General features: G+C 34.3%; 20 protein-coding genes. All 20 read left to right on the forward strand.

Annotation, left to right across the window (positions count from 1 at the left end; genetic code table 11):
• Positions 1-8 precede the first annotated feature (8 nt).
• The 20 genes from CRO00_RS01380 to CRO00_RS01475 all read left to right on the forward strand — a co-directional run bounded on the left by CRO00_RS01380 (position 9) and on the right by CRO00_RS01475 (position 22,180).
• Entirely contained in the window at positions 9-2,300 is a 2,292-nt protein-coding gene (locus CRO00_RS01380) for an LbetaH domain-containing protein (RefSeq protein ID WP_097071855.1), read from the forward strand.
• Between the two features lie 396 nt (positions 2,301-2,696).
• Entirely contained in the window at positions 2,697-2,903 is a 207-nt protein-coding gene (locus CRO00_RS01385) for an IS110 family transposase (protein ID WP_097071856.1), read from the forward strand.
• 397 nt (positions 2,904-3,300) lie between these two features.
• The gene (gene glf / locus CRO00_RS01390; protein ID WP_097071857.1) at positions 3,301-4,446 is read left to right on the forward strand and encodes a UDP-galactopyranose mutase; all 1,146 of its coding nucleotides are present in this window, start codon (positions 3,301-3,303) and stop codon (positions 4,444-4,446) included.
• Between the two features lie 149 nt (positions 4,447-4,595).
• Positions 4,596-5,747 (forward strand): glycosyltransferase, encoded by a 1,152-nt coding sequence (locus tag CRO00_RS01395; protein ID WP_161946592.1) that lies wholly within the window; start codon positions 4,596-4,598, stop codon positions 5,745-5,747.
• 85 nt (positions 5,748-5,832) lie between these two features.
• On the forward strand, positions 5,833-6,594 hold the full coding sequence (locus CRO00_RS01400; protein WP_237658287.1) for an SDR family NAD(P)-dependent oxidoreductase: 762 nt from the start codon (positions 5,833-5,835) through the stop codon (positions 6,592-6,594).
• A gap of 30 nt (positions 6,595-6,624) precedes the next feature.
• A complete protein-coding gene (pseH, locus tag CRO00_RS01405; RefSeq protein WP_161946593.1) occupies positions 6,625-7,164 on the forward strand; it encodes a UDP-4-amino-4,6-dideoxy-N-acetyl-beta-L-altrosamine N-acetyltransferase in 540 nt (179 codons plus the stop codon).
• Between the two features lie 72 nt (positions 7,165-7,236).
• Positions 7,237-7,473: an acyl carrier protein gene (locus CRO00_RS01410; protein ID WP_097071861.1), complete on the forward strand. Its 237-nt coding sequence runs from the start codon at positions 7,237-7,239 to the stop codon at positions 7,471-7,473.
• A gap of 166 nt (positions 7,474-7,639) precedes the next feature.
• Positions 7,640-9,190 carry an IS21 family transposase gene (gene istA / locus CRO00_RS01415; protein WP_202615610.1) on the forward strand — a complete coding sequence of 517 codons (1,551 nt, stop codon included), beginning with the start codon at positions 7,640-7,642 and terminating at the stop codon, positions 9,188-9,190.
• Positions 9,187-9,933, forward strand: a complete 747-nt coding sequence (gene istB, locus CRO00_RS01420) for an IS21-like element helper ATPase IstB (RefSeq protein ID WP_097071863.1) — start codon at positions 9,187-9,189, stop codon at positions 9,931-9,933. The genes istA and istB overlap by 4 nt, the downstream gene beginning before the upstream one ends.
• Before the next feature lie 124 nt (positions 9,934-10,057).
• Positions 10,058-11,401, forward strand: a complete 1,344-nt coding sequence (locus tag CRO00_RS01425) for an AMP-binding protein (RefSeq protein ID WP_237658288.1) — start codon at positions 10,058-10,060, stop codon at positions 11,399-11,401.
• On the forward strand, positions 11,398-12,459 hold the full coding sequence (locus tag CRO00_RS01430) for a LuxE/PaaK family acyltransferase (RefSeq protein WP_097071864.1): 1,062 nt from the start codon (positions 11,398-11,400) through the stop codon (positions 12,457-12,459). The genes CRO00_RS01425 and CRO00_RS01430 overlap by 4 nt, the downstream gene beginning before the upstream one ends.
• A complete protein-coding gene (locus tag CRO00_RS01435; RefSeq protein ID WP_097071865.1) occupies positions 12,456-13,646 on the forward strand; it encodes an acyl-CoA reductase in 1,191 nt (396 codons plus the stop codon). The genes CRO00_RS01430 and CRO00_RS01435 overlap by 4 nt, the downstream gene beginning before the upstream one ends.
• 16 nt (positions 13,647-13,662) lie before the next feature.
• Positions 13,663-14,385: a cytidylyltransferase domain-containing protein gene (locus tag CRO00_RS01440; protein ID WP_097071866.1), complete on the forward strand. Its 723-nt coding sequence runs from the start codon at positions 13,663-13,665 to the stop codon at positions 14,383-14,385.
• A 15-nt stretch (positions 14,386-14,400) separates the two neighbouring features.
• Positions 14,401-15,369 carry a UDP-2,4-diacetamido-2,4,6-trideoxy-beta-L-altropyranose hydrolase gene (gene pseG, locus CRO00_RS01445; RefSeq protein ID WP_272914303.1) on the forward strand — a complete coding sequence of 323 codons (969 nt, stop codon included), beginning with the start codon at positions 14,401-14,403 and terminating at the stop codon, positions 15,367-15,369.
• Positions 15,366-16,412 (forward strand): pseudaminic acid synthase, encoded by a 1,047-nt coding sequence (gene pseI / locus CRO00_RS01450; protein WP_097071868.1) that lies wholly within the window; start codon positions 15,366-15,368, stop codon positions 16,410-16,412. Before pseG ends, pseI begins: the two co-directional genes overlap by 4 nt.
• Positions 16,409-17,569 carry a glycosyltransferase family protein gene (locus CRO00_RS01455; protein ID WP_097071869.1) on the forward strand — a complete coding sequence of 387 codons (1,161 nt, stop codon included), beginning with the start codon at positions 16,409-16,411 and terminating at the stop codon, positions 17,567-17,569. Before pseI ends, CRO00_RS01455 begins: the two co-directional genes overlap by 4 nt.
• An 18-nt stretch (positions 17,570-17,587) precedes the next feature.
• Complete coding sequence (locus CRO00_RS01460; protein WP_237658290.1) at positions 17,588-18,928, forward strand: DUF4910 domain-containing protein; 1,341 nt, start codon at positions 17,588-17,590, stop codon at positions 18,926-18,928.
• Positions 18,929-19,735, forward strand: a complete 807-nt coding sequence (locus CRO00_RS01465) for a formyl transferase (RefSeq protein WP_097071870.1) — start codon at positions 18,929-18,931, stop codon at positions 19,733-19,735. It abuts the gene before it with no gap.
• A gap of 2 nt (positions 19,736-19,737) precedes the next feature.
• On the forward strand, positions 19,738-20,886 hold the full coding sequence (pseC, locus tag CRO00_RS01470) for a UDP-4-amino-4,6-dideoxy-N-acetyl-beta-L-altrosamine transaminase (protein ID WP_097071871.1): 1,149 nt from the start codon (positions 19,738-19,740) through the stop codon (positions 20,884-20,886).
• A gap of 70 nt (positions 20,887-20,956) precedes the next feature.
• The gene (locus tag CRO00_RS01475; RefSeq protein ID WP_097071872.1) at positions 20,957-22,180 is read left to right on the forward strand and encodes a glucose-6-phosphate isomerase; all 1,224 of its coding nucleotides are present in this window, start codon (positions 20,957-20,959) and stop codon (positions 22,178-22,180) included.
• Positions 22,181-22,218: the final 38 nt, after the last annotated feature.

A 22,218-nucleotide genomic window follows, 5' to 3' on the forward strand; every position in this document is an offset into this window, starting at 1 on the left:
GGAAGATTGTGATTACTCCACTTTGGAAAGAAGATAGTTATTTAAGTGATATAAGTAATAAAATTACGAATATTTCATATGTAGTAGTTGACTTATTTGACTCATTGATTTTTCAGAAATATAAAAATTCGAATGATTTACATAAACTAGTATATAGAAGTGGGCTTAAAAAAAATATTTTTTCAATTGAAATGGGAGAAGAATATTATTTAAACTTACGTATGAAGTTCCAACATAAAGAATTACAGGAGGAAATACAACCATCTTTAAAAGGAATATTCAAAAAATTTCCGCTAAGAATGGTTAAAAGGGATTGTTTATTGGATTTAGAATTAGAATTAAATAAACAAAGTTGTTACCTTAATCCTTTTGTGTATACATTACTTCAAACTTTACATGACGAGGGTAAATCAGTTTTTCTTACGGCAAATACTCCCTATAGTAAAAAACAGCTAGAGGAACTATTCAAGCATGTAGGGCTTTCGGAATACTTGTATTCAGATATCTATCGAGACTTTTTTGAAAATAGTGAAAGTAATATCATATCTTTCCTTGAAAAGATATCGACATCTAAATTGATGAATAATAAACAAGTGTTATATATTTCTAATAATAAACAAAATATTTCAGTGGCTGAAAAACTTGGCTTTCAAACAATTCATTATAATATTTTAGCAACTAACTTGAAAAATCCAACAGATTTAGAAAGTCTTTATTATGAGGAAAATTCTGACGAGTTTTATATGATAAGAAAAGCAGTTGAAAGTACAAAAACGGTAATAAATAATCCCTTTTTTAAAGTGGGCGCCACTATAGCTGGTCCATTGTTAAGCATGTATATTTTAAAAGTATATAAAAATTTAATCGAAGAAGGAATTACATTGGTTCTCCCACTTATGAGAGAAGGGGAGCTACTTAGCGAAATGCTTCAGGAAGTATCAAAATTTAGTAATAACAAATCGCTGGAAATTAAACCATTATATATATCAAGAAAGTCTTCCTATATACCTGCTCTATCAGATGATAATAATATTGAAGACATTCTAAATTTTTTTGAAGGAATTGCAATTAGTATTAATGATTTATTCAAATTGTTTGAAATTCCATATATGGATAAAGTACATGGACAGAAGACATTATATGAATTAAAATCTTTGGATCTAAAAGTATATGAGCAAATAAAGGAGAAGTATAAAAAGCTTATTAATATTAAGGAACTAAAGAACAGTAAATTGACATTAATAAAAAAATATATACTTGATAATTTAGGTAAGCATAGAAATATTGCTACAATAGATATCGGATTTAACGGTACAATTCAATCAAATATTGAAAAAATTATTGAGACAGAAAAATACCGTTTAAAGCATTATTTATTAATATCAAGAGATGGGATTGTCAATAAATTAGCTGATGGAATGTGGATTTCTTCATATATTAATGGTGAAAAAAATTGTGATTATAAAAATGATATAATTCGAGCCGTCGATGTTTTTGAACAGCTAGTTGTGGGATTAAAGGGATCGACATTAGATTATAAATGCAATCAATTTAATGTTGTACCAGTTTGTGAGAATCTACTATATGAAGATGATGAAATAAAAAATAGAGAAGCAATAAGAGAAGGGATACTGTTTTTCTTTAATATTTTATTATCTATGAATTATATTGAATTTTTAGAGAAAGTTGATTTTTCAAAATTAGGTCAAATGCTGCATCGATTAATACAATATCCAACAAAACAAGAAGCTAAAAGTTTAGGATTATTAAGTTATAGTAGTAACTTTGGAAGTTTATCAATGCATAAAATAATTGAAAATAAACAACTAAAGTTTGACGCAGAATATAAAAAAGTTCTGTTACACGCAATGGATTCGAGCTATTTGTCTAGTTCAATTTGTTGGCCACAAGGTGAACTTTCTATAATAGACAATATGTATTCTGTAGAGAACATGAAAAACACTAAACCTGTTCAATATTTGAGAAAAATATCTATTCATTTAAATGGTAATAAGTGTGCTAGAGTAGGTATATATGGAGCAGGAGAAATTGGGAAAGTTATTTTTGAGTCATTACAATTTTTATCTTTACAACCAATTTGTTTCATAGATAAAAATAAGAAACTACATGATACAGTTCTAAATAGTATTAAAATTGTCTCTCCTACTGATAGTATTAAGTTAGATTTAGATACAATTATTATTGCATCAAATACTTTTACAGATCAAATTGTTGGAGATTTGAAGAAATTGTATGGCAATGATTTTAGTAAACTTAAGATAGTAAAATTAAATGGTTAAATTTAAGGAGCATTCCTGTTAGAAGGATTTTCGGGGACTTGAAATAAAAAAAGCCCTCTTGTATGATGCTTGAGTGTCAACCGGAAAATTGACTCGCACATCTACAGAGAAGACTTACGTTATGAATTCTATACGAACTATAAATTTAATCAAGTTTCTAAAAATACTTTAGTAATCAGATTCGATATCGCCAAGCATAAAGATATTGATTGTGCGATTGATGCGCGGGGCGTGTTCCCAAAAAATCCTTCCCAATTTCACAATCACGGGATGGAATTGAAGTGTTTTATACGCACTTACTAGCTTTAAAATCAACACATGAAAAACAGGACATCCTCGTTGGCTTCGAACCAACTGGGCACTACTGGATGAACCTAGCTGCGTTTTTAACGAACTATGGGATTAAGTTTTGTGATGGTGAATCCATTTCATGTCAATCGTTCAAAAAAGTTAAACGATCATCTCCAAACGAAGAATGAACAAAAGGATCCGCTTGTCATCGCCCGTTTAATGCGGGATGGTCGCTTTAGATATTCACGACTACTTGAAGGCGTAGAAGCTGAATTACGAAATGGTACAACATTGCGTTCGAAAATTCAGTAGATCTCAATGCGCTCCAAAATCCCATTATACATTGGATTGATTGCTTCTTCTCTGAATTTATGAAGGTATTTAAAAAACTTCGGTAAGATGGCGGATGCAGTTCTTGAAAAGAAGCCTTTGCCAGTAGATATTCAGGGGAAGTCACCGGAAGAATTAGTATTTTTATATCGCCAAGTAGAGGCACGTCATTATAAGCATTGCAGAGATTCAATGTGCATCACATATTGGAACTGAAAGTTAATTACTACCAATTAGCTTTAGCGAAGCTTATCACCAAACTGTAAATCAATTAAAGTACTGTAAAATACCAAGATATAAATCTAGAAAAAATACTTATTAATAAGATTGAAACGGGTTAAACCGTTGATATATCAACATTTATAGAGGGAGGGATAACGTGTACCATACAATCATCATCGGCGCAGGCTACGCAGGCCTCGTTCTAGCCGAACGCCTTGCCAGCCAACAAAATCAAAAAGTTCTCGTTATTGAACAACGCCAACATATCGGTGGGAATGCCTATGATCGCTACGACGAGCATGGCGTTTTAATTCACGAATATGGTCCACACATTTTCCATACGCGTTCTAAAGAAGTATGGGATTATTTATCGCAATTTACAGAATGGCACCATTACGAGCATCGTGTACTTGCAAAAGTTGATGGACAAGAAGTTCCAATTCCTTTTAATTTAAATACCATTGAGCGCGTTTTTCCACCAGCACTTGCTGAGCGTTTACAGAAAAAATTGGTTGATGTGTTTGGCTATAATGTTAAGGTACCGATCTTAAAGCTTCGTGAACAAGATGATAAAGATTTAAAGTTTCTGGCAGAATATGTATACGAAAAGGTGTTTCTCCATTATACATTGAAACAGTGGGGGATTGGACCTGAAGAGTTAGATCCAACTGTGACAGGTCGAGTACCAGTGTATGTTTCAAGAGATGATCGGTATTTTCAAGATCCTTATCAAGGTTTACCTAAGTATGGCTATACGGAAATGTTTAAAAATATCCTCAATCACCCAAACATTCATCTGATGTTTAATACCCGTTACCAAGATATAATGACGATTTCAAAGGACGGTCATACGTTATTTGGACAACCATTTGAAGGGCAAATTATCTATACGGGAATGATTGATGAATTATTTGATTTCGCTTACGGTGAGTTACCTTATCGATCCTTACGCTTTGAATACGATATATTTGACGTAGAGTATAAGCAATCAGTAGGACAGTTAAATTCGCCGAATGGTTATGATTTTACTCGTATTACTGAGTTCAAGCATTTGACTGGGCAAAAACATCCTAAAACGAGTCTTGCTAGGGAGTACCCGCAACACTATGTAAAGGGAGAGAATATACCATACTATCCGATTACTGCTGAAGAAAATCAAGTAAAGTATAAAAAGTACAAGCAACTTGCAGATACTTTACCAAATGTTCATCTTGTCGGGCGTTTAGCAGAATATAAATATTATGATATGGATGCAGTAGTTGCAACTGCATTGAAGCTATACAAGAAATTAGCATCTAAATAATTTACATTCATGGCTATGTCTGAAATGGTAAACCATTTGACATAGTCATTTGTTGTTTGTTTGTATTATAATAATTGTTAACCTTGCATAGAAAGGTAATTATTGCAAGGGAAATGGAAACTTCCATACTAAACATAGGAGATTATTGCATGAAAATTTCTGTTGTCATTCCATTATACAATGCTGAAAAATACATATTAGAAACATTAAATAGTTTAATCAATCAAACATATCCAATAGATGAAATATTGGTTGTAGATGATTGTGGACCAGATAACTCGGCATCAATCGTTGAACACTATAGTAAGCAGTATCCTGTTATAAAGCTATTAAGGCAACCACATAATCAAGGTGGTTCAGCTGCCCGTAACCGAGGTTTACAAGAAGCGAAAAACGATTGGGTACTAATGATGGATGCAGATGATACTATTCATCGGGATTTATTGAAACGTCAAATCGAGCGATTACAAGAATATATCCATGTAGATCCAGCTCCAGTTTGTGTCCACCCCGCGTATTTACAAACAGATGCAGATGGTAATATACTCGAAAATAGCGAATACCGTGGACAGCAACTCCCATTTAAAGAAACATTTGGTTCACTCTTAGTTCGCAATTATATTATTACCCCATCTGGATTGCTTTTAAATCGTGATGCTGCGTTAGAAATTGGTGGATATAAAACGAACTTCCTTATTTCAGAAGATGCAGAGTTTATTTTACGTTTGTCTCGAAAAGGTACTTTTGTCTATTTAGATAAACCATATGTGTATTTTCGTAGACATCCAATGAGTATAACATCCGATTTAAAAAAAGCATCTCAGGCGGGGAAAGCCATTCTAGATATATATACAATTGACGAAATTAAAGAAGCAGTAATGTGTAGAAATTTCCCTAAGCAAAAAAATATACTAGATTTTGTGTCGTTACTTTATCAATACGGTCGATATGAAGAAGGATTTAAATATTTAAATCAAATTACAGAAGATGATTATGCCCAAAGTAAATTGTTTCTTCAATCACTATTTTATATTGAGAATAAGCAATTTAAAGAGGCGGCCCACTATATTGATGACCTGTTAGTTTTAAATGGTGAGCATGGCGCGGCATTAAACAATCGTGCTGTTTTGTATGCGCAAAGTGGGAATTTCTCTATAGCAAAACAGTTGTTTAAGAAGGCACTTGAATTATTTCCTGGTTATATGGATGTTACTGATAATTTAAAAGTGTTAATAAATGGAGAAGGACAATATCGTTTTACGAAACGTGAATTAAGAAAGAATTTATTACGGTACTCCTAATTTTATGTTCTGGTGAATTTGTTAGCCTGGTTATTATGTTAAAATTTATAGGAGTGTACACTACATTTTTTAAAATAACATAATGATGATAAGGAGCTGTAATATGTTATTAGAAAATACAATAGTATTCATCACGGGTTCAACTCGAGGCATAGGTCGAGCTACTGCAACTATATGTGCTTCTTATGGCGCGACATTAATCCTCCATGGTCGTGATGAAGATACTTTAGCACAACTAAAAGCTGAAATAACTAATCAATTTGAAGCGGAAATTTATACTATCGCTTACGATGTCCGTGATTCGGAGCAAATAAAAAAAGCATTTACTTGGATTAAGAAAAATGTAGGGCATTTAGATGTATTAATAAACAATGCTGGTGTATTGGATGATGCACTTCTTGGAATGGTCAATGAAAAGCAAGTATCTAATACATTCGGTGTTAACGTTGAAGCAGTAATTTTTCATATGCAGTATGCCTCACGTTTAATGATGAAACAAAAATTTGGCTCCATTGTCAATGTTAGTTCAATTATTGGTAAAACAGGTAATACTGGACAAACTGTTTATGGAGCAAGCAAAGCAGCGGTAATTGGTGCGACATACTCTGCTGCTAAGGAATTAGCACCTTACAATATTCGTGTCAATGCAGTAGCGCCAGGATTTATTGATACGGATATGACGAAACAGTTGTCAGAAGATAAGTACCAACAACGTTTAACGGAAATTAAAATGGGGCGTATTGGAAAGCCGGAAGAAGTCGCCAATGTGATATTATTTTTGGCATCTGAATTATCTTCTTACGTTACCGGTCAAGTTATTGGAGTGGATGGAGGCATGGTGATTTAAACCATGTCTTTCTTTTTGGAGGTGAGGAAAATGTTAGCTTTTAAAAAGCTGGAAGAATCTGATTTAGAGCTTGTACTTAATTGGCGTACAAGTGAGCATGTCACACAATTTATGTATACGGATATCGAAAAGAATATGGATAACCAACGAAAGTGGTTTGAAAGGATATCAAAAGACGATAACCAGTATTATTGGTTAATTCAATACGAAGAACAGCCAATTGGATTAATTTCTTTAAATGAAATTGATCGTATGCATCATAAGGCTACATTTGGTTATTATATTGGGGATTTGAATTATTCAATCATTGCAGGTCGAATTCATCCTTATTTATATAACTTTACATTTTTTGAATTAGGTTTAAATAAATTGTATGCTGAAGTTATGACTGGAAATGATGGTATGATGAAAATGCATTTACATTATGGATTTACGCATACAGCTACTTTTAAAGAACATGTTTATAAATATGGGCAATATCATGATGTTGAATATTTTGAATTACTATCATCTCACTGGAGAAACAAATGTACAAAGTTCCATAAGTATAGAGCTGAATTTATCTTATAAATAGAAAAGTGAATGTTTTAATAGTTTTTCCGATAATATAGGTATAGAAAAATGTTAGGTAGGGATATACAAATGAATGAACAAAAATTACGTACAATCTTTGCAGAAAGTCTAGGGATTGACGAATCACAAGTGACGGACGATCTGACATATAATGCGATTCCAGAATGGGATTCCATTGCACATATGGCATTAATCGCTGAAATTGATGATCAATTTGATACAATGCTTGATACTGATGATGTTTTAGAGATGAGCACATTTGCTAAAGCGAAAGAGATTTTAGTGAAGTATGATGTAGAATTTTAATAATGACTTCGATTTTTTAGAAGAAAGAGGAATGGTGTAAACGCTAAAATAAAATGGACAGTTACCGCTAGATAAGATTGAACACTTTCGCCAACTATTAACTTAATTCTCTTATACTATTAAATAGTACATAGGAATTGGGGAATGAAAGGTGAAAGAAAAGTTAATGTTATATCTAGAAATTCATCAAATGGTAAAGCAAGGATTCTCTGTTACTGACATTGCAAAACAACTAAAAATATCGCGTACAACTGTTTATAAATACTTAGAGATGTCATCTGAAGAAGCTTTTGAATGGGTGAACTCGTTGAGTTCTAGAAAGAAAAAATTAGATTCTTATAAAGATTGGCTTGTTGCTTGGTTGCAGGAGTATCCACATTTAAGTGCAGCACAAATGCAAGACTGGTTACTTGAACGTTTTCCTGACTTCGTTGTTGGAGAAAGCACAATGAGGTTGTATGTAAATCAATTACGAGAAGAATATCAAATCGAAAAAACAAGGAAAACTAGAGAGTATGAAGCTGTGGTTGAACAACCTATGGGTAAACAGATGCAAGTAGATTGGGGAGAAACAAGACAAAAAACTAAAGATAAAAAAGAAGTAAAGTTATATTGTATTTGTTTTGTGCTCTCACATTCTCGTTATAAATATGTAGAATGGCAAAATCGTCCCTTTACAACTCGTGATACGATTAGAAGCCATGAAAATGCCTTTCAGTATTACGGAGGTATGCCAGAAGAAATTGTATATGATCAAGATCATTTGATTACAGTTAGTGAAAACGCAGGCGACATCCTTTTAACTGGAGAGTTTCAAGCTTATCAGAAAGAACGAAAATTTAGAGTTTACTTATGCCGAAAAGCGGATCCTGAATCCAAAGGGAAAATTGAAAATGTGGTGAAATATGTGAAGTACAATTTCGCAGATAGTCGTATTTTTTCAACCATAGAGAATTGGAATGAGCGTTGTTTAGAATGGCTCAAAAGAACTGGTAATTATAAAGTTCATAATGGCATAAAAAAGAGACCAGCTGAAGTGTTTCTCCTCGAAAAGCAACACTTAAAGCAAGTCTCTTACCAACTCTCAAATGAGAGCTCCATTGAATCAAGTTTAACAAGAAATGTGAATAAAGACAACACGATAATCTACAAATCAAATCGCTACTCAGTTCCACTTGGTACATATAGACCTAAAGGTCTTAATACAGTAGCAATTGAAATCTATGATGATCAAGAAAGTCATAAGCAGCTTATCATTAAGCGAAATCATGGTGGAGAAGTTCTAGCAAAACATCGTTTGGAGATAGGAAAAGGGAAATTAATAAAAAACAGAAATCATGGAAGAGATCGTTCTAAAGGTATTCAAGCTTATAAAGATACGGTTATTAGGCAGTTTGAGAATACTGAGTTAGCAACAACTTATGTTAATAAAATGATGGCCCTATACCCTAGATATAAACGAGATCAATTAGACATCTTACAAAAAGCAACAATTGAATATGGTGAATTTATTGATGAGGCTCTTCAGAAGTGTGTGAATGAGCAGCTATTAAGTGCTAATGATTTCAGTGATGTATCAAAATACTTAAGTAAAATAAAGAATGAATTACAACCAGTAAACAACTCAAAAGTTCATCGAGAAAAACCTCAAAATATAAAAGTAGAAAAGCGTTCTATTAGGACATACACCAAAATTTTAGGGGGTGTGACGTCATGAATGATAGTTTAGAAAATCTTCAAGATTACTTTAAACAACTAAGATTAACAGAAACTTCTCATGAATTGCCTAACCTTCTTAGAAAAGCAGAACAAGCATCTTGGACTTACCGTGAATTCGTTCAGGAGATCGTTTTATATGAGTTGAAAAAGCGGGAAGAAAAAAGCATAGAGAAACGTATGAAATGGGCTAAGTTTCCCTATTTAAAGACATTGAAGGAGTTCGACTTATCCGAACAAACGTCATTAAGCCAACGGCAACTAAACCAGTTAGAGGAACTAAATTGGATGGAAAAGCAGTTCAATTTAATACTCCTTGGGCCACCAGGCTCAGGCAAGACTCATCTATCTATTAGTTTAGGAATTGAAGCAATTCAACGAGGGTTTCAGGTTATGTTTGTGACTATGGGAGAGCTAATAAACCTTTTAAAATCACGAGAATTCACACGTAAATCTCAAGTTCTTTTAAATCGCATTGAATCCTCTGATTTAGTTATTATTGATGATTTGATGTATATGGCGATGGATCAAAGAGAAGCAAATCTCTTTTTCCATCTTATAAATCATCTTTATGAAAGAAGTTCAATTGTATTAACCTCTAATAAAAGCCCCGATGAATGGGGCGAATTATTGGGGGATGATGGAATTACAACAGCGATCTTAGATCGACTACTTCACAGAGTCGAAATCATTCATTTAAATGAAGACAGCTACAGAATGAAACATCGTCAAAGTATGTTTTAATCGAAAGTGTTCAAAATTAATTAGCAAAAAGTGTTCAATTCTACTTGACGCTTACAAATGGGCTTTCAAGTTGAAAAAAGGTAGACAATGGCATGGTCAAACCGTGCCTTTTTCTTTGAGGGGAGTGAATAATTTGAGCGTTTTTAATGTAGAACAAGATTATATAGCAGTCATTACAAGTGAAAATCAGTATCAATATAAAGACTTAATTTCGATGAGTTTTAATAGTTCGCAAAAAGAACTAATATTAATCATTTGTCGAAATGCTATTGACATTTTATCCTCTTATGTATCAGCTATTAATAGTGGACATGCGGTAATGCTGATGAGTGCAGACACGAATAATGAATTACTTCAATCCGTTGTTTCGAATTATCAACCTAAATGGATTGTTGGGTTAAATAATTTTAATGGATATGAAAATGATAAGGATAAGTTAGTTCGACAAAGTGAACTGCAAATTGAAATTCATTCAGATTTAGCAATCTTACTGAGTACATCGGGAACGACTGGTAGCAAAAAGTTTGTACGACTTTCTTATGATAATATTCGTTCGAATGCTAAATCTATCATTGAGTATTTACAAATTGATCAAAACGAACGTGCAATCATGAATCTGCCGCTATCGTATTCATATGGTATGTCAATTGTGAATAGTCATTTATTAGCAGGAGCCACTATTTTATTGACTGAAGAAAGCGTAATGGAAAAGTCGTTTTGGAAGTTTGTCCGCGAACAGAAGGCTACTTCTATTGCTGGCGTACCATTTACATATCAAATGCTTCAGCGTATCGGTTTTACAAAAATGGATTTACCTCATTTGAAAACACTTACTCAAGCAGGTGGACGTTTAAATGAAAAACTTGTAAGACTGTTTGCTGAATATGCGCAAGAACATAGTAAACGTTTTTATGTGATGTATGGACAAACGGAAGCAGCACCTCGTATGTCATATATTCCACCGAAACGGCTATTAGATAAGGCAGGTTCAATTGGGATTGCTATTCCTGGTGGTAAGCTTCGTGTGGATAATGAAACATCTGAACTCATTTATGAAGGTCCGAATGTCATGATGGGTTATGCAGAATCGATAACTGATTTAGCAAAAGGTGATGAATTAGGCGGTCTTCTTTATACAGGCGATACAGTAACAATGGATCATGAAGGTTATTTCACTATTACTGGTCGGATGAAGAGATTCATTAAATTATTTGGATTGCGCATTAATTTGGATGAAATGGAAAAAAAACTAGAGTCGGAAATACATACCACTGTGGTTTGTACAGGAACTGACGATAAATTAATTGTAGCGATTGAATCGGAAAAAGTTGTCGAACAAGTAAAAGAAGCGATTGAAAAACTTTATAAATTACATCGAACAGCCTATAAAGTAAAGATTATTGATGAGATGCCTCGCTTTAGTAATGGAAAAGTAGATTATTTAACGCTAAAGGAGATTTGTCTATGACGATTCCTTACCATTTGACAAAAACGGAAAAAGAATCGCAATTATTAGCGAAATTAAATGATTTAACGAAATGGCATATAGAAAACTCGCCTGAGTATAAGGCGATGCTTGAAAAAAGTAGTGCAAAAGAAGTAGCAAATTGCTTAGAAGAAGTCCCCCATTTACCTGTACAGCTTTTTAAATTAATGGATTTGAAATCTATTCCACAAGAAAATGTCGTAAAAGTGTTAACCTCGAGTGGTACAACAGGCCAACAAGTATCAAAAATATATTTAGATAAAGATACGTCAGTGACACAAACAAAAACATTAGTGGAAGTCATGAAACCGATATTAGGGAATAAGCGACTACCTATGATTATTTTAGATACAAAATCTGTATTGAAAGATCGAAAATCCTTTAGTGCAAGAGGGGCTGGAATTTTAGGTTTTTCAAATTTTGGACGGAAACATTTTTATGCACTGAACGATGATATGACGTTAGATGTGGAAGGGTTACAGTCTTATTTAAAAGAGTATGCGGGACAGCGAATTTTGTTATTTGGGTTTACATTTATGATTTGGCAATACATTTATAAAGAGTCATTGAAGCAAGAGATAAAGCTTGATTTTGGAGATAGCATTTTAATTCACGGTGGCGGTTGGAAAAAGTTGAAGGATGAAGCAGTGGATACGCAGGAATTTAATCAACTTCTTCATCAACAGCTAGGAATTCGTGAAATTCACAATTACTATGGAATGGTTGAACAAGTTGGTTCTATTTTTGTCGAATGTTCACATGGATATTTACATACACCGAGCTATGCGGATGTGATTATACGTAATCCGATTACATTTGAACCAGTACCATTTGGTGAACAAGGATTAATTCAAGTGTTAAGCGAATTGCCGAAGAGTTATCCAGGTCATTCGTTGTTAACTGAGGATTTAGGAACGATTTTAGGCGAAGATGACTGTTCTTGTGGTTGGAAAGGTAAATATTTTAATGTTGCAGGGCGAATTCCGAAGGCAGAGTTGCGCGGTTGTAGTGATACGTTTCAAGGAGGAGGTGTAGGATGAAACTTTTTTGGCCACAAAATGGTGAATTTGAAGTTGTGCTAAAAAAATTGGGGAATCAACAACTTCTTTCTCCATTTGACGATGAGGTTGTTCGTTTTACACAATCATTATCTAAGCGTTTACTACAATATAGACAAATACCTGAAATTGTTGCATTAGGTTTTTGGCTAAGAAAAACAAATGTTCAGTCAATGAAAGAAAATTGGGAAACTGAAAAAAGTGGGAAAGTGATTAAAGCACGAGGAACAGTATTTCATATTGCACCTTCGAATGTGGATACGATTTTTGTCTATTCATGGATGCTATCACTCCTTGCTGGAAATCGAAACATTATTCGAATTTCTAGTAAAGAAAAATCGAATCCTTTGCTAGATGCAATTATATTGGAGTTATCAAGACCTGAATTTGAAAAAATTGCTAATATGACCATAATATGTACATACAGTTATGAAGAAAAGGCCACTAAAATATTGAGCAGCATTTGCCATACACGCGTTGTTTGGGGAGGAGACACAACAGTACAGACCATTCGTCAAATCCCCTTAGCTTCAATGGCAAACGAACTTGTTTTTCCCGATCGTTTTTCATTAGCTGCTTTTTCATCTGAAGTGGTGTTGACATTAGACGAAGAAAATCTAGAGCAGCTGCTTGAGCAATTTTATAATGATGTCTTTTGGTTTGACCAAATGGCTTGTTCATCTCCAAGGCTTGTTGTGTGGAGTGGGGAGAAAATAGCACAAGCAAAGACTCGTTTTTGGAAAGCATTTGAAAGAAAAGTATATGGTAAGCGGTATGAGCTAATGGCTGCAAATCAAGTATTAAAATATTCCACAAGCTTGTGGCTATCAGTAAATAAAGAAGTTAGTCAAATTAATAACAAAACATATTTTTCTCGAATTCAACTAACGGATTTTTCTCCTGAGGTGCGTGAACGACACTGTGGTGGTGGAGTGTTTTTCGAATATCATGTGAATAAATTGATTGACATCGCGTCCATTATTATTGATAAAGACCAAACACTTGCATATTTTGGTTATGAAAAAGAAGAGTTGATAGAGCTTGTTCAGAAAATCCCTACAAGGGGACTTGATCGAGTTGTACCTATTGGACAGGCACTCAATTTTGATGGTGTATGGGATGGACAAAGCTTTATAAATTCTTTTACGAGGGAAGTAACGATTCTTTAGAAGAGGGTTGAAAATAATGAAAACAATTTGTATTATCCAAGCAAGAATGGGCTCATCCCGCTTGCCTGGGAAGATTTTGAAGCCACTTGGAAATGTTGATGTATTAACATATGATGTCAAACGCTGTAGACAAATTCAAGGTGGCGATGAAGTAATTGTTGCTACTTCTACGCAATCGCAGGATGATGCGATTGCTGATTGGTGTAAAGAACATCAAGTAAATTATTATCGTGGTTCAGAAGATGATGTACTTGATAGATACGTCCAATGTGCAAAGCAGTTCAAACCGGATTATGTGATGCGTGTCACGTCGGATTGTCCATTTGTCGATTATGAAATGGCAAGTGAGATGCTGGCATTAATGGAACGGGAGCGTAAAGATATTGTATTAATTGATGGTGAACTGCCTCGTGGATTAGCGGTAGAGATTATTTCTTATGAAGCGCTTTTACGTATACATGAAATTGGAAAGGAATCTCGTCATCGCGAGCATGTAACTTATTATGCCTATGAGTTTCCTGAACAATTTGAGTCTGTTACATATAAAGTACAAAAAAATCGCATAGCACCAGAACTTCGCATCACGCTTGATACAGAGGAAGATTATGAACTCATTAAAGCTGTTGCAGAGTACTTCAAAAATCCTCTGGTATCCAGTAGCGATGTAATTCAATTTTTAAAGGATCACCCTAAAATCGCAAAAATTAATGCACATATTGAACAAAAGCCGGTGATTTAACTGAAAAAAGTAATTATACGAACAGATGCGTCTACTAAAATTGGTAGTGGTCATGTAATGCGTTGCTTAACTATTGCAAAAAATCTTCAAAAACATGATGTTAAGGTTACATTTTGGATGGAACAATTAGCTGGAAATTTAATTGATTATGTTCTAGAAGAAGGTTTCGAAGTAATAGGCAAAGTACGAAAAGCTGATTTATTTGTAATTGACCATTACAAGATTGGGAAGCAGTGGGAAAAAGAGCTTCGTAATTATACGAATAAAATCGCAGTTATTGATGATTTAGCTAATCGCTCTCATGATTGTGACTTAATTTTGGATCAAAATGTTATTCCAAATTATTCGACTCGTTATAATGATTTAATTCCTGCACATTGTATTCAATTGCTAGGTACCAAATATTTAATTATGCGGGATGAATTTATTGAGGCGCGGATGCATCTGCGTCAGTGCAACAATAAAGTAAATCGTTTACTAATTTTTATGGGTGGAACCGATCCTACAAATGAAACTATGAAGATTTTAAAGGCTTTGAGTTATTTTTCAGATAGTTTTGGTCATATTGATGTCGTTGTTGGAAATGGTAATGTTTCTAAAGAAGAGATCAAACAAATTTGTTTGAAGCAAGGGTATTCCTATCATTGCCAGATCAATTATATGGCGCAATTGATGCAACGCGCTGATTTTTCAATTGGTGCAGGGGGTTCAACTACATGGGAGCGATGCTATGTAGGACTTCCTTCTTCAAGTACTATTGTTGCTGAAAACCAATCAATAACTACCCAATATGCAGCAGAATTAGGTGCAGTTGTGAATTTGGGGTGGCATGAAAATGTAACTACACAAACCTATGTAGACCTATTGTTGAGACTAGAAAATAATGAAATTGATTTGAATCAATTAAGTAGAGTTGGACTAAACTTAACTGAAAATACCTCTCCAAACCCATGGATAAACGAAATAATGGAGTTGTTAACATGATCAAAATTGGACATAAAGAAATTGGCAAACATACAAAGCCTTTTATTATTGCAGAAATGTCAGGAAATCATAACCAATCATTGGAACGTGCTCTTCGTTTAGTAGATATAGCAGCTGAAACAGGTGTAGATGCACTTAAGCTCCAAACGTATACTCCTGATACCATTACATTAGATGTACATACAGGTGAATTTTTCATTTCAAATGATACGAATCTTTGGAAAGGACAATCTTTATATAACTTGTATAAAGAAGCATATACACCATGGGAATGGCATGAAGCAATTTTTAATCGTGCAAAACAACATGGTATTCTTGCCTTTAGCTCGCCATTTGATGAAACAGCAGTTGATTTTTTAGAGACGTTAAATGTACCTGCCTATAAAATCGCTTCTTTTGAAAATGTATCAATACCTTTAATTCGAAAAGTTGCTCGCACCGGAAAACCGATCATTATTTCAACTGGAATGGCAACCGCAGCAGAACTCGACGAGGCAGTTCACGCAGCTCGCGCGGAAGGAAACGACCAACTTATTCTATTAAAATGCACAAGTACTTATCCAGCAAAGCCTACTAATTCGAATTTAGCGACAATTCCACATATGCGTGAGCTGTTTGGAACTGAGATTGGTTTGTCTGATCATACAATGGGTGTGGGAGTATCAGTAGCTGCTGTAACACTTGGTGCAACGGTGATTGAAAAGCATTTTACTACATCACGTGATGAAGGTGGCGTTGATTCAGCATTTTCCATGGAACCACATGAGTTAAAAATGCTTGTTGAGGAAACAGAGCGCGCTTGGCAAAGTATAGGTCGAGTGAAATATGGACCAACTGAGGCAGAAGTGGCTTCGTTAGAACATAGACGTTCAATTTATGTAGCACAGAATTTAAAAGCTGGAGATGTTTTGACGAAAGAGAATATTCGAGATGTCCGTCCAGGTTTAGGGTTGCCAACAAAATATTATGATTTAGTGTTAGGGAAAACAATAAAAAAAGATGCAGAAAAAGGAACACCGCTTAGTTGGGAGTTATTATTATGAGAATTGTAATTTATAAAGGACAATTCCAATACGATGTTGTAAATGATTTTGGGATTGCCATTGGTGAAGTGCTAACAAGATTAGGCCATGAAGTTATTTTTATAAATTTGAATAGTCGCAATATAGTGAACGAATTAACTGACACATTCAATCAACCTATTGACTTTGTTTTGTCATTTAATGGGATTGGTCATGATTTAAAGATAAAAGGTGAATCTTTATATGATTATTTAAAAACTCCGATTGTAATGTGGCTAGTAGATCACCCAATTCACTTGTACGAGCGAGTTACCGAGTCTATTAAGTATAAAATTGTTATTTGTATAGATGAAACACATGTAGATTATATTGAACAAAATATTCAAAAAGAAATTATTACTTCCTTTATACCACATGCCGCAAAAAAAGAAGAATTTCAACCTAATATTCAAAAAAAATATAATGTTGTTTTTGCAGGGCATATAGCTACTACCGATGAATACGAGGAAACATTAAATCAAGTCGAAAGCTATATCCCTAATATTCGGGATAAAGTTAAGATAAAGTTAAAAGAACAGGGGAACATTGATTTACGTCTAATAATGAATGATTTTTATCAAGAACAGCCTCATTTAAAACAAGTACTAAATGAAGTGGGCGTTATGTATGTTTTAGATCGTTATATTCGAGCGATAAAACGAGAAAATATTATTGCTGAATTACTGAATGGAGATATAAATATTGACTTCTTTGGTATTATTCCCGAAAATCATCCATTCCTATCAATCAGTAATTTTAAATATCATGGTTCTGTTCCATTCGAAGAGATGAACAAAATATTTAACCAGTCTAAATTGGTACTTAACGTTTTACCCAATTTCCCTAACGGCGGTCATGAACGAATATTTACAAGTATGATGCAAGGTGCATTACCTATAACGGATTCTAATTCATATATAAAACAACATTTAGAGCAAGTTCTAAGTTATGAATATGCTGAAGTTTCAAATGTCAGTAAAGTAATTTTGGAATTACTTACAAATGAAGATGAATTAATAAAACGTATAAAATTCAATCATCAAATTGCTTACGAAAATCATAGTTGGGAAAATCGTGTAGAAGAATTGTTATATGTAGTGGAAGTTGCCAAAAATCACCTTTATTCGAATGGTATTTAGTTGGGAGTTATTATTATAATGAATGAATTACATCAAATGAACGAATTGTTTGATGAACTGTTTCCCATTATGCGTAGTATTACTGGGGAAGGTGTTCGTGAAACAATTCGAATTTTGCAAAACTATATGCCCCTCGAAATGGAGGGAATTCCAACTGGTACCGAAGTATTTGATTGGGAAATTCCAAAAGAATGGGTTATTCGTGAAGCGTGGATTAAGGATGAGCAAGGGAACGAAATTATTAATATAAACAACTTAAATTTACATGTTATTAATTATTCTGAACCAATTGATCAATGGCTCTCTTTAGAAGAATTAAAACAACACGTTCACACAATCCCTCACTTGCCTGATGCGGTACCTTATGTTATTTCATATTACAAAGAACGTTGGGGTTTTTGTATGTCTCAGAGTCAACTCGATTCATTATCTGAAGGAACGTATCACGTATTTATTGATAGTGAAAAAATCAATGGCGAGTTGAATTATGCTCATGCAATTTTACCTGGTAAATCAAAAAAAGAAGTATTAATTAGTACATATATTTGTCATCCATCGATGGCGAATAACGAGCTGAGTGGACCTATTGTTGCTGCTTTTTTATATAACCGTATTAAGAAATGGGAAAATCGAGAATTAACGTATCGTTTTGTTTTTGTTCCTGAAACGATTGGATCTATTTCTTATCTGTGGAAGTATGGTCAGCATCTGAAAGAACATTTGTATTCGGGAGCTGTTTTAACTTGCCTGGGAGGAATAGAGCATCGTTTAAGTTATAAGATGGCACGAAATAATGCCGCTCCTCTTAACCAGTTAGTAACATACTTAAATGAACGAGAGAACTATGCTATGCCTGTTCGACCATTTACTCCTCTATACGGTTCAGATGAACGTCAATATTGTTCACCGGGTTTTAATTTACCTGTTGGACAGTTTTCTAAAATGGTTTATGGGGCATACCCAGGTTATCATAATTCTCTTGATACAAAAGAAGCTATGTCCATTGAATCGTTATTGGAAAGTTTGAACGAAATTGAGCAGTTATTGAAACTACAAGAATTAGATGGCTATTATATTAATTTAAAGCCATTTGGTGAGCCAAAGCTTGGGAAATATGATCTTTACCCAGATATTAATACTCCAACGATATGGGGGCGTTCAAGTAATAAAAAAATCGACGGTCGCCAACAATTAAATCAAATATTAACGATTTTAAATTATTCAGATGGAAGGCATCGTTTAGCAGACCTAGCGAAAACTTTAAATTACTCGTTAGAAGATTATGAAATATCCTTAGAGGCTTTAAAAGAACATCAATTAATAGAAGGTCCTTTCTATGAAGAAAGAGAGTTGTTTTAAATGAGAGTTTTATTATTAACGGGATCACATCCGAGACATTTGTATTTGGTCAATAAACTAATGGAGTTAGATATTGTAGCGGCACATGTAATGGAAGTTCGAGAGTCCTTTGTTCCTAATCCTCCTGAACATCTTGAAGAAATAGACCGAGAAAATTTTATTCGTCATTTTGCTGATCGGGATGAGGCAGAAAATCGCCATTTCGAAGGACACACTGAAGTACTAGGTCAAGTACCGACTTTAAAAGTTTCATTACAGGAGTTAAACAGTGAAGAGACTATAAAATGGGTTTGTAATCAAACTTTTGATATAGCTATTAGTTACGGTGTGCATAAATTAAGTAATGAGTTATTAAACGTATTAGGAAAGCACGCTTGGAATGTTCATGGTGGATTATCACCCTGGTATAAAGGCAATACGACTTTATTCTGGCCTTTCTTCATGTTACGACCAAATTGGGCAGGTATGACGGTACACCGACTTTCATCAAGACTGGATGCAGGGGATATTGTGCATCATTCTCTCCCGCTGCTTGAATATGGAGATGGCTTACATGATGTTGCATGTAAAGCTGTAAAACAAGTTGCTAGTGATTTAGGTGAAATATTAACAACCCTTCCGCTAGAGGACATCCAATATACACCTCAAAAAGGAAATGGGAAGCTATGGGTTGGTAGTGATTGGATGCCACAACATTTACGATTTGTCTACAATACGTACAATAATGATATAGTGGATTACTATTTAGATGGCAAGCTGCCCCAAATTGAACCGACAATTATTTCTGCTTTTCAGAAAGGGGAGTAAGTATGAAAAAGCTACCTGAATATTTATCTTACGGCCAGCAACGAATAGAAGAAGAAGATATTCAAGCTGTTATAAATACTTTACGTTCTCCGTTACTTACTCAAGGTCCAAAAATTGCAGAATTCGAACAAAAACTAGCAGATTATGTTGGATCCAAATATGCGGTGGCATTTTGTAACGGTACAGCGGCATTACATGGGGCATGTTTTGCAGCAGGGATTAGTGAAGGGGATGAAGTAATTACCACACCCATCACTTTTGCTGCAAGTGCGAATTGTGTACTCTATATGGGAGGAACTGTAGTTTTTGCTGATATTGATGCAAATACATATAATATAAATCCGCTTGAGATTGAAAAAAGAATCACTTCTAGAACGAAAGCGATTATACCGGTTGATTTTACTGGTCAGCCAGCTGATATGGATACAATTAATAAAGTTGCTAAAAGACATAATTTAATTGTTATTGAGGATGGCGCGCATTCATTAGGTGCAGAGTATAAAGGACGAAAGGTTGGAACATTGGCTGATATGACGATGTTTAGTTTCCATCCAGTAAAGCCGATTACAACTGCTGAAGGTGGCATTATAGTTACAAATAATGACGATTTTTATCAAAAATTATTAACGTTTCGTAGTCATGGGATTGAGAAGACCTCTTATTCTTCGGAACAAGGCGATTGGTACTATGAGATGACGAATTTAGGATTCAATTACCGAATGACAGATATCCAAGCAGCACTAGGGGTGTCGCAATTAAATAAGGTAGAACACTTTTTAGAAAGACGCCGTGAAATTGCTAAAATGTATTGTGAAGCATTTAAGGAAATACCTGAAATAATAATACCTAATCAACTGAAGGATACTAATTCTGGCTGGCATTTATATATGATTCAACTCGATAAGAAAGTGTCAAGAAAAGATATTTTTGAAAAAATGAGAAGTTTAAATATTGGTGTTCATGTTCATTACATTCCTGTGTATTGGCACCCATATTATCACCAATTAGGGTATGAAAAAGGTTTATGTCCAATTGCTGAAAACTATTATGAAAAAGCCTTAACTTTACCAATTCACCCTGGACTAAAAGATGAGGAAATTCAGGTAATTATTACAAACTTGATTGAACTTGTTGAAACTTATAAAATTTAGTCGAAATAAATAATAACTATTCATAGCTTGCTCTTATATAGGGGCAAGCTATTTTTCGGGGGTTGAATTTATGTTAGAGTTTCATTCTACTATACAAACACAGTTTTCAAGCCATCCTGTACCTGATATTAGTCACTATAATCAATCAACTTTTGATGAATTATTTGAAATTGCAAACATTGCTCAAGAGATTAATTTGAAAGCTCAAGTTCTTTTAGTTATCGGTGTAGGTGGCTCATTCCTTGGTGCTCGTGCAGTTATTGATGCCTTAACTCCTTATTTTAAAACCGATGCTTATGGCGTTGAAGTCATTTATGCTGGCCAAAATATGAGCGGCGCCTATCTAAATCAACTCCTTAAATACCTTGATACTAAAGAAATCTATGTTAATGTGATCTCAAAATCAGGCTCTACAATGGAACCTGCATTAGCATTCCGTGTAGTAAAGCAATATATGGAGCAACGTTATGGCATTGAGTCAAAACTGCGTATAATTGTAACAACTGATGCTGAAAAAGGAATTTTAAAGGAAGTTGCTGATAAAGAAGGTTATCGCCGTTTTGTAATCCCATCAGAGGTTGGTGGGCGTTATTCAATCTTTACTCCAGTTGGGTTACTCCCAATTGCAGCAGCCGGGATTGATATTCAAGCTTTTATTGATGGAGCTAAACAAGCAGAATGTGATTTATCAAATGAGAACTTAGAACAAAATCCAGCTTACCAGTATGCATTTTCTCGTTATGAACTGTATAAAAAAGGCTATTCAGTAGAACTTTTAGCCTCATTTGAACCGCGCCTTAATAAGCTCCATGAATGGTGGAAGCAATTATTTGGTGAAAGTGAAGGGAAAGAGTATAAGGGACTTTATCCGTCAACCGTCAATTATTCAACGGATTTGCATGCAATTGGGCAGTTTATCCAAGAGGGAAGCCGAATCATGTTTGAGACATTGATTCATTTTGAAGAAGTTGAAGCCGATACAGAAATTCCATTTACACTCGATGACATGGATGGTTTAAATTATTTAGCTGGTCGGTCAATGAATGCTATTAATGCTACCTCAAAAGATGGAGTTGCATTAGCCCATGAAGAGGGGGACGTACCTGTTATGAAAATTGTACTTCCTAAATTAGATGCATATCATGTTGGATATTTAATGTTCTTCTTTATGAAGGCATGTGTGATTAGTGCAACACTACTCGAAGTGAATCCATTTGACCAACCTGGTGTAGAGGCATATAAGCAAAAGATGGTTGAGTTGTTGAAGAAAGACGCTTTAGTAATACAAAAGTAATTTTCGACATAGAAAGAGCACCCATTGACAAAAGTGAG

The sequence above is a fragment of the Ureibacillus xyleni genome, assembly GCF_900217795.1.
Lineage (GTDB): Bacteria > Bacillota > Bacilli > Bacillales_A > Planococcaceae > Ureibacillus > Ureibacillus xyleni.